General features: G+C 62.1%; 7 protein-coding genes. 3 read left to right on the forward strand and 4 right to left on the reverse strand.

Annotated features, from left to right (window positions below):
• Positions 1 to 238: 238 nt before the first annotated feature.
• The 4 genes from ilvD to ACFSJC_RS11945 form a co-directional block, all read right to left on the reverse strand.
• Positions 239 to 2,086, reverse strand: coding sequence for a dihydroxy-acid dehydratase (gene ilvD, locus ACFSJC_RS11930; protein ID WP_386026918.1), 1,848 nt, complete (start codon positions 2,084 to 2,086; stop codon positions 239 to 241).
• Between the two features lie 275 nt (positions 2,087 to 2,361).
• Positions 2,362 to 3,315, reverse strand: coding sequence for an ornithine carbamoyltransferase (gene argF / locus ACFSJC_RS11935; RefSeq protein ID WP_386026920.1), 954 nt, complete (start codon positions 3,313 to 3,315; stop codon positions 2,362 to 2,364).
• Between the two features lie 2 nt (positions 3,316 to 3,317).
• On the reverse strand, positions 3,318 to 4,496 hold the full coding sequence (locus ACFSJC_RS11940) for an aspartate aminotransferase family protein (protein ID WP_386026922.1): 1,179 nt from the start codon (positions 4,494 to 4,496) through the stop codon (positions 3,318 to 3,320).
• Between the two features lie 159 nt (positions 4,497 to 4,655).
• Positions 4,656 to 5,240, reverse strand: coding sequence for a superoxide dismutase (locus tag ACFSJC_RS11945; protein ID WP_386026925.1), 585 nt, complete (start codon positions 5,238 to 5,240; stop codon positions 4,656 to 4,658).
• A gap of 234 nt (positions 5,241 to 5,474) precedes the next feature.
• On the opposite strand from ACFSJC_RS11945, the gene ACFSJC_RS11950 reads away from it, so the two are divergent.
• The 3 genes from ACFSJC_RS11950 to grxD all read left to right on the forward strand — a co-directional run bounded on the left by ACFSJC_RS11950 (position 5,475) and on the right by grxD (position 9,298).
• Positions 5,475 to 7,019 (forward strand): hydantoinase B/oxoprolinase family protein, encoded by a 1,545-nt coding sequence (locus ACFSJC_RS11950; RefSeq protein ID WP_386026927.1) that lies wholly within the window; start codon positions 5,475 to 5,477, stop codon positions 7,017 to 7,019.
• A gap of 87 nt (positions 7,020 to 7,106) precedes the next feature.
• Positions 7,107 to 8,891 (forward strand): N-acetylglutaminylglutamine amidotransferase, encoded by a 1,785-nt coding sequence (locus ACFSJC_RS11955; RefSeq protein WP_386026929.1) that lies wholly within the window; start codon positions 7,107 to 7,109, stop codon positions 8,889 to 8,891.
• Positions 8,892 to 8,965: 74 nt separating this feature from the next.
• Complete coding sequence (gene grxD / locus ACFSJC_RS11960; RefSeq protein ID WP_386026932.1) at positions 8,966 to 9,298, forward strand: Grx4 family monothiol glutaredoxin; 333 nt, start codon at positions 8,966 to 8,968, stop codon at positions 9,296 to 9,298.
• Positions 9,299 to 9,345 lie beyond the last annotated feature (47 nt).

Consider the following 9,345-nt stretch of genomic DNA (forward strand, 5'->3'; position numbering starts at 1 on the left):
TTAGTGTGGGGCTTCCCCATGCGAAAGTAGGTCACCGCCAGGGCCTTATCCCGAAACCCCTTCCTCCTCCGGAGCGAAGGGGTTTTTTCTTTGCGCGCGAGAAAAACGAAACCGCTCGGGTGCAAACGACGCCCTCTCGCTCCGTATCTGCGATACGTACGTAAAAAAGCCGTGTCGACGACACGGCTTTTCGGGCCTTGTGCTCAGGGATCGATCTTACGATCACTGAGCAGCAGTGTTACTGAAGCTGAGAGATATCGCGAACGGCTCCATGTGCTGCGCTGGTCGTCAGTGCCGCATAGGCCTTGAGCGCGGATGAAACGGTGCGCTGGCGTTGTAGCGGCTGCCATGCGTCCTTTCCTTTGGCCTCCATTGCCGCCCGGCGCTCGGCGATCACCTCGTCGGAGATGGCGAGATGGATGCGCCGGTTCGGGATGTCGATCTCGATGCGATCGCCTTCCTCGACAAGCCCGATGGTGCCGCCTTGGGCTGCTTCGGGCGAGGCGTGCCCAATGGAAAGGCCGGATGTGCCGCCGGAGAAGCGTCCGTCCGTGATGAGCGCGCACTGTTTGCCCAGCCCCTTGGATTTGAGATAGCTGGTCGGATAGAGCATTTCCTGCATGCCCGGTCCGCCCTTGGGGCCTTCGTAGCGGATGAGTACGACATCGCCAGGCTGAATCCGGTCCGAGAGAATGGCGTTGACCGCCGCCTCCTGGCTCTCGCAGATGCGTGCCGGGCCGGCGAAGGTGAGGATCTCGGCGTCCACGCCGGCCGTCTTCACGATACAGCCATCCTCGGCCAGGTTGCCGAAGAGCACGGCGAGACCGCCGTCGCGGCTGTAGGCATGCTCCAAATCACGGATGCAGCCGGATGTACGGTCGAGATCTGCCGTTTTCCATTGGGCGTTCTGGCTGAAAGCCTCTTGAGTCGGAACGCCTCCGGGACCGGCAAGAAAGCGTTCCTTGGCGCTTTTGGAATCGGTTCGCGCGATATCCCATGCGTCGATAGCCGCACCGATCGAGGGGCTATGCACGCTCCCGCACTCTCGACGAATGAGCCCGGCGCGGTCCAACTCACCGAGGATGCCGATGACGCCGCCGGCACGATGCACGTCCTCCATATGGTATTTCTGGGTGGCCGGGGCGACCTTGCACAGATTCGGCACCTTGCGGCTGAGTCGGTCGATATCGGCCATGGTGAAGGGCACCTCGCCCTCACGCGCGGCAGCGAGCAGGTGGAGCACCGTATTGGTGGATCCGCCCATGGCGATATCCAGGCTCATGGCGTTCTCGAAGGCCTCGAAGGTGGCGATCGCGCGCGGCAGAACGCTAGCGTCATCCTCCTCGTAATAGCGCTTGGCCAGCGCGACGATCAGGCGCCCGGCCTCCAGGAACAGATCCTTACGCGCCGCATGGGTCGCCAGCAGCGAGCCATTGCCCGGTAGACTCAGTCCGAGCGCCTCGGTAAGACAGTTCATCGAGTTGGCGGTGAACATGCCCGAGCAGGAGCCGCAGGTGGGGCAGGCCGAGCGTTCGAGTTGCGCCACAGAATCGTCGGTTTCATTCGGATTGGCGGCGGCGATCATGGCGTCGATCAGGTCGAGATGTTTTTCCCCGTCAGGGCTCAGGACCTTGCCGGCCTCCATTGGGCCGCCGGAGACGAAGACCGTGGGGATGTTGAGCCGGAGCGAGGCCATCAGCATCCCGGGGGTGATCTTGTCGCAGTTGGAGATGCAGACCATGGCATCCGCGCAGTGCGCGTTTACCATGTATTCCACCGAGTCGGCAATGATCTCGCGCGAGGGCAGCGAATAGAGCATTCCCTCATGCCCCATAGCGATACCGTCATCGATGGCGATGGTGTTGAATTCTTTCGCGACGCCGCCCGCAGCCTCGATCTCGCGCGCGACCAGTTGGCCGAGGTCCTTCAGGTGAACATGTCCGGGGACGAACTGGGTGAAGGAATTCACGACCGCGATGATGGGCTTGTCGAAATCTGCATCCGTCATTCCGGTCGCACGCCAAAGGGCGCGCGCGCCTGCCATGTTGCGGCCGTGAGTCGTGGTGCGAGAGCGGTATTGGGGCATGAAAAGGGACCTTTCTTACTCGATTCAATAGGATTGAAGTATACGCGCGGCGCGAGAGTCGAGTACGGCTCTGGCCGTGGCTGTGGGCGACATTGCCCTGATTGGCAACGTCGGGTGCGCCACCGCGTGGCGCGCGAATGAGGTGGCTAGAGGAGAATAGGCTGCATGATCGGACGCAGGGATCCGGTGAGCAAGCGAAATGCGCGCGGCTAAGTCGGTCGACCGAGGTGAGGCGGTGTGTCGGGGCGTCACGAATGGATAGTGAGCCCCTGGCGTCAGGAGTTTGCGAGTAGCAGAAATTCCAATAGCGCCTTTTGGGCATGGAGACGGTTTTCGGCCTCGTCCCAGACGACCGATTGAGGACCATCGATGACCGACGCAGTCACTTCCTCGCCGCGATGTGCAGGCAGGCAATGCAGGAAGAGGGCATCCTTGGCTGCGCGCGCCATGACGCTGTCATTGACCTGATAGGTCGCGAAGGCCTTTTGGCGGCGTGCCTGTTCCTCTTCCTGGCCCATGCTGGCCCAGACGTCGGTCGAAATCAGGTGGGCGCCCTCTGCGGCGGCCTCGGGTTCACGGACGATGGTGATACGATCCCCCGCCGCAGCGAGGATGTCGGCGCTTGGCTCGAAGCCTTCCGGGCAGGCAACCATGAGCTCGAAGTCGAACAACTGCGCGGCCTCAATGAATGAGTTGCACATGTTGTTCCCATCGCCGATCCAGGCGACGCGGCGCCCGCGAATATCGCCCCGGTGCTCGAAATAGGTCTGCATGTCCGCGAGCAGCTGGCAGGGGTGGAGCCGATCGGTCAGGCCGTTGATGACGGGGACCCGAGAGTGGGCGGCGAAGCGCTCGACCGTCTCCGGGTCGAAGGTCCGAATCATGACGGCATCGACCATGCTTGAGATGACGCGTGCGCTGTCCTCGATCGGTTCTCCTCGACCGAGCTGGGTGTCGCGCGGGGACAGGAAGAGTGCGTGTCCGCCGAGCTGGGCCATTCCAGTCTCGAAGGAGACGCGGGTTCGGGTCGAGGACTTCTCGAAGATCATCGCCAGGGTGCGACGTTGGAAGGGGGCGTACACCTGCCCGGCTTTCAGCATCTGCTTGAGTTCGATGGCGCGCGCGATGAGCGCGCGCGCCTCGTCTGCGCTGACATCGAGCAGGCTCAGGAAGTGGCGACAGGAATTGGGCTGGACGTCCATGGAATTCGTGCTCTTCGCTGCGTCCATCCTCAGGACTCGGTCAGAAAGTCGCGAACCAGTTCGGTCAGTGTCTGAACGAGTTGGTTGGCCTCGGCCTGTTGCAAAATCAGGGGCGGGAGCAAACGAATGACGCGTTCGGCTGTGACGTTGATCAACAGTCCGGTGGAGAGCGCCTTCGATACCAGCTCCGCGCAGGGTCGATCCAGCTCGATGCCGAGCATGAGCCCGCATCCACGTATCGCCTTTACGCCCTTGGTTTGCCCCAGCGCCTCTTGGAAGGCGGTCAGCAGATAGTCGCCTTGGAGCGCCGCGTTGTCGATCAAGTTCTCGGACTCGATCGCTTCCAGGACGGTACGTCCGACCCGGCAGACCAACGGATTTCCGCCGAAGGTCGAGCCGTGCGAGCCTGGTGTCAGGACCTCGGCTGCTGGGCCATGCGCCAGGCAGGCGCCGATGGGGACACCGTTGCCGAGCCCCTTGGCGAGCGTTATGACATCGGGTTGGATGCCGCTGTGCTGGTGCGCGAACAGCTTGCCGGTTCGCCCCATTCCGGTCTGGATCTCGTCGAGAATCAGCAACCAGCCTTCGCGATCGCAGATGGCCCGGAGTTTAGGTAGATAGTCGTCGGCGGGGATATTGATCCCGCCCTCGCCCTGAATGGGCTCGATCAGGATGGCGACGATGTTCTGCCGATTGGCCGAGGCGGTCTCGATCGCCTCAATATCGTCGTAGGGGACCCGCACGAATCCTTGGACCAGCGGTTCGAACCCTGCCTGAACCTTGCGGTTGCCGGTCGCCGACAGGGTCGCGAGCGTGCGGCCGTGAAAGCTGTGCTCGGCGACCAGGATCGCGGGATTCTCGATGCCGCGCCGGTGGGCATGCAGCCTTGCGAGCTTGATGGCCGCCTCATTCGCCTCCGCTCCCGAGTTGGAGAAGAAGACGCGATCCATCCCCGCGCGCTCGGTCAGCAGGGCGCCGAGGCGCTCCTGTTCGGCGATCCCGTACAGGTTCGAGGTATGGATCAACTGGCCCGCCTGCTCGCAGATGGCCTGGCGCACGGCGGGGTGGGCGTGGCCCAAGCCGCATACGGCGATACCCGAGAGTGCGTCGAGGTAACGCTTCCCGTCAGTATCCCAGAGCCAGACTCCCTCACCGCGCTCAAAGGTGACAGGCAGGCGTTTGTAGGTGGCCATCAAGGGTTCGCTCATGGCGTCGGGGCCCCAATCAAACAGCAATAAGAAATAAAAAAGGCGGTTCCTCCGCAAGGGAAACCGCCTTTGTCGTAAGGCGAAGTGCGAAAATATAACGCTAAGCGTCTAGTTCAGACAAGGCATGAGCGCCATAAACCCTTTATTCGTCCACAAATTTTATTTTTCCGAGAAGTTTGCCTCGACGAAGGACCAGTCGATCTTGTTCCAGATGCTTTCCAGATACTTCGGTCGCGCATTGCGATAATCGATGTAGTAGGCGTGCTCCCAGACATCGACCGTAAGCAGCGCCGTCTTACCCTCGGTCATCGGAGTGCCGGCGTTGGCGGTGTTGAAGATCTCGATCGAGCCGTCCGCGTTCTTGACCAGCCAGGTCCAGCCGGAGCCGAAGTTGGTCGCGGCGGATTGTGAGAACTGCTTTTTGAACTCATCGAAGGAACCGAACTTGGCGTCGATGGCCGAGGCCAGGGCTCCGCCCGGCGCACCGCCGCCGTTCGGGCTGAGACACTTCCAGTAGAAGCTGTGGTTCCAGACCTGCGCCGCGTTGTTGAAGAGTCCGCCCGAGGATTTCATGATGATATCCGTCAGGCTCATGGTCTCGAATTCGGTCCCGGCGATCAGGTCGTTCAGTTTGGTGACATAGGTCTGGTGATGCTTGCCGTAGTGGTACTCGATGGTCTCGGCCGAGATGACGGGCTCCAAGGCGTTCTTTTCGTAGGGAAGTGCCGGTAGTTCGTGCGCCATGATGTTTTCTCCAATCTTTAATGATGGTTGGTTGATGTTCAGGTGCGCTCGCAGAGTAGCAATCGATAGGGGAGAACATTGGAGCGTTCACCCGCATCTCAAGCGTCGGTGCGGTCCGCAGCCTGGTGAAAGCAGCCCGCACCATGCGGGCGCGAATAGCGTTTTGCAAGATCGCCGTATCGTCCTCCACGAGGCCCCAACCATCGCATACCCTTTGAGATCAAGGATTTCCGCATGCCAGTGAACCCGATCGAACTTGCCTTGTTTGCCAGCCGCTTGGATGCGGTATGCGATGAGATGGGCGCGGTGCTGCGTCAAGCGGCCTTCTCGCCCAACATCCGGGATCGTCTCGATTTCTCCTGCGCGATTTTCGATCGGGAAGGTCGGCTGAGTGCGCAGGCGGCGCACATCCCTGTCCATCTGGGCAGCATGGCCCATGCGATGGCCGAGATCGTCGCCGCCGTCGATTGGGCCGATGGCGACATGCTGGTCTTGAACGACCCCTTTCTGGGTGGAACCCATCTGCCGGACGTGACCCTGATTGCGCCACTGTTCTTGGATGGGCGGTTGATCGCCTTCGTCGCCAATCGCGCCCATCATGCCGATATCGGTGCGGCGTCTCCGGGCTCCATGCCGGTTTCGCGTCGGCTGGAGGATGAAGGGTTGATTCTTGCTCCCACCCGTCTGGTGCGTGCTGGAGAAATCGATGCCGAGGTGCTCGATCGTATTCTCGGAGCCACGCGCAACCCCGAGGATGCTCGGGGCGATTTTCTGGCTCAGTTGAGCGCCAATCGTGTCGGACTGAGTCGATTGGGTGTCTTGGTCTCGGAGCTGGGCGAGTCCGGGTATGCGGCGATTCTCGGCGAGCTGAACCGCTATGGCGAGCGACTTGCCCGCAGTGCGCTGACTGCGATTCCTGACGGGGTCTATCGTTTCGAGGATTGGATGGACGACGACGGGCAAGGAGGGGTCGAGATTCTCATCCGGCTGTCGATGCAGGTTTCGGACGGCGAGGTGTCGCTCGATTTCAGCGGGACGGCCCCGCAGGTCGAGGGCAATATCAACTGTCCGTTGGCAGTGACCGCCGCCGCCGTGCTGTATGTCTTCCGCTGTCTGATGCCCCGGCAGACGCCGGCCTGCGCGGGAAGTTTCGGCCCCATTCGACTGACGGTTCCTCAGGGCTGTTTCCTCAATGCCGCGCGTCCCGCCGCAGTTGCCGCCGGGAACGTCGAGACCAGCTCGCGTGTGGTCGACGTGGTGATGGGGGCGCTGGCCCAGGCACTGCCCGAGGCGATTCCGGCCGCGAGTCATGGCAGTATGAACAATCTGGCCATGGGGTGCGCGGATCCGAAGGGGGCTTGGGATTACTATGAGACGATCGGCGGCGGTATGGGCGCAGGGGCGCAAGGCGGCGGTTGGAGCGGAGTACAGACGCATATGACCAATACGCTCAATACCCCGGTCGAAGTGCTCGAATCCCGTTTCCCACTCCGAGTCGAGCACTATGGTTTGCGCGCCGGATCCGGTGGGCTGGGTGCTCGCCCTGGCGGCGATGGGCTGATCCGCGCCTTTCGCTTTCTCGCCCCTACTCAGGTGACCCTGTTGACCGAACGGCGTCGATTCGCCCCTTGGGGGATCGCTGGCGGTCGATCCGGGTCCAAGGGACACAATCGGCTCAACGGACAGTCGCTTGCCTCGAAGGTCAGCCTTGGTGTCGAATCCGGCGATCTGATCTGTGTCGAGACGCCTGGCGGGGGTGGCTGGGGCGCTCCGGAATGAGTCGAAAGCATCTGAATATAGTGTCGAGCGATCGGTCTCGACAGGCTGCGCGGGCCGGGATGGCTGGCTCGTTGGGAGGTATTGTCTGTGTGTGGCATTTGCGGTGAGTTGCGTCTCGACGGCGCCCCGGCCGAGCTGAGGGGCGTCCAGTCCATGATGGACGCCCTGGTGCGTCGGGGGCCCGATCATGGCGGCAGTTACAGCGACGGGGCGCTCGCCTTCGGCCATCGGCGGCTCTCCATCATCGATCTCTCGATTCGCTCCAATCAGCCGATGGTGGATGCCGAGCTGGGGCTCGCCCTGGTCTTCAACGGCACCATCTACAACTACCGCGATTTGCGCGCCGAGCTGAAGGGGTTGGGATATCACTTCTTTTCCGATGGCGACAGCGAGGTCATCCTCAAGGCCTGGCATGCCTGGGGGCCGGATGCGTTGCAGCGCCTGCACGGCATGTTCGCTTTCGCCATCTGGGATGCAGGCCAGCGGTCGCTCTTCCTGGCGCGGGACCGTTTCGGTATCAAGCCGCTGTACTGGACGCATCAGGGCGGAGTTCTCCGGTTTGCCTCCAGTCCACAGGCACTGCTCGCGGCTGGCGGTGTCGATACCAGCCTCGATCCGGTCGCGCTCCATCATCTGTTCACCTTGCATGCCGTGGTCCCCGCGCCGCGCACCGTCCTCAACGGCATTCGCAAGTTGTCTCCCGGTCATTGGCTGCGCATCGACGCCAAGGGCCAGTTGACCGAGGGCACCTACTGGCGACTGGAGGCCACCCGCCCCGACTCGCCGCTGAGCGAGTCCGAGTGGATGGACTCGATCCATGCCGCGCTGCGGCATGCCGTGAAGATTCGCAGCGAGGTTGCCGACGTGCCTGTCGGTGTTCTGCTGTCGGGGGGGCTGGATTCAAGCCTGCTGGTGGCCTTGCTGGTCGAGGCCGGCGTGTCGGATCTGCACACCTTTTCGGTCGGATTCGAGGACACCCCGGAGGAGGCCGGAAGCGAGTTCCAATACTCCGATCTGGTGGTCGAGCGCTATGGGACCAAGCACCACAAGTTCCTGGTCCCCAACGATCAGGTGCTGATGCGTCTTCCCGAGGCGATCGACGCCATGGCCGAACCCATGTTCGGTCAGGACGCCGTCGCCTTCTATCTGCTCTCCGAGCAGGTGTCGCGCGAGATCAAGGTGGTGCAGTCCGGTCAGGGTGCCGACGAGGTCTTCGGGGGCTATTTCTGGTATCCACGGATGCAGGCCGAACGCAGCGGTTCGCCCTTGGAGCGGTTCGGCAAGCACTATTTCGATCGCGATCACGACGAATATCTGCGGATGGTGGCGGATCCCTACGGCGGAGCCGACTACACCTCGGCGCTGGTCGCCCAGCGCCTCGACGAGGCCGGAGCCGAGACCTTCATGGATGCGGTTCTACGCCTGGATGTCACCACACTGATCGTCGACGATCCGGTCAAGCGGGTCGACAATATGACGATGGCCTGGGGTTTGGAGGCACGCGTTCCCTTCCTGGACCATCAGTTGGTCGAGCTGGCCGCGCGCTGTCCGCCGGAACTCAAACTGCGCGATGGCGGCAAGTATCCGCTCAAGGCGCTCGCTCGGGGTCTGCTTCCGGACGCCGTGATCGATCGTCCCAAGGGCTATTTCCCCATGCCTGCGCTCAAATACGTGCGCGGCGCGTTCCTCGAACTCATGCGTGACACGCTCGACTCGCGCGCCTGCCGCGAGCGCGGTCTCTATCGACGCGAGTATGTCGACCAGTTGCTCGCCGCGCCCGATATGCACCACACCCGGATTCAGGGCAGCAAGTTGTGGCATCTGGCCTTGCTGGAGCTCTGGCTGCAGCGTCATGTCGACGGGGCGAGGTAGCGTTGGCTTGAAATGTTCCGTCGCGTCCCGACTTTCACGCCAAGCTCGGTTATCCATTCAAGACGAGGTTAGCGATGGACGTGTTGGAACGCATTGACGATCAGGTCAAGAACAACCCGGTCGTGATCTATATGAAGGGGACGCCGCAGTTTCCTCAATGCGGCTTTTCGATGCGCGCGTCCGCCGCGCTCCAGGAGTGCGGTGTGCCGTTCGCCTATATCAACGTGCTGCAGGATCCCGAGATCTACGAAAACCTGCCGCGTTATGCCGACTGGCCGACCTTTCCGCAGATCTATATCGACGGTGAGTTGGTTGGCGGCTGCGACATCACGTTGGAGCTCCATGCCAGCGGTGAACTCAAGAGCTTGGCTGAGCAGGCGGCCGCTAAGAGGGTGTTTACAAAATAGGGTAAGCTGTCGCCTTCCTGCCCCGAATAGGAGCCGGCCCGATGGCC

The sequence above is a fragment of the Thiorhodococcus fuscus genome (assembly GCF_042682685.1).
Taxonomy (GTDB): Bacteria; Pseudomonadota; Gammaproteobacteria; order Chromatiales; family Chromatiaceae; genus Imhoffiella; species Imhoffiella fuscus.

What these genes read in the sequence shown, in the direction of transcription:
- ilvD (WP_386026918.1), bottom strand. Translation starts at nt 2,086, where the DNA reads ATGCCCCAATACCGCTCTCGCACCACGACTCACGGCCGCAACATGGCA.
- argF (WP_386026920.1), bottom strand. Translation starts at nt 3,315, where the DNA reads ATGGACGCAGCGAAGAGCACGAATTCCATGGACGTCCAGCCCAATTCC.
- ACFSJC_RS11940 (WP_386026922.1), bottom strand. Translation starts at nt 4,496, where the DNA reads ATGAGCGAACCCTTGATGGCCACCTACAAACGCCTGCCTGTCACCTTT.
- ACFSJC_RS11945 (WP_386026925.1), bottom strand. Translation starts at nt 5,240, where the DNA reads ATGGCGCACGAACTACCGGCACTTCCCTACGAAAAGAACGCCTTGGAG.
- ACFSJC_RS11950 (WP_386026927.1), top strand. Translation starts at nt 5,475, where the DNA reads ATGCCAGTGAACCCGATCGAACTTGCCTTGTTTGCCAGCCGCTTGGAT.
- grxD (WP_386026932.1), top strand. Translation starts at nt 8,966, where the DNA reads ATGGACGTGTTGGAACGCATTGACGATCAGGTCAAGAACAACCCGGTC.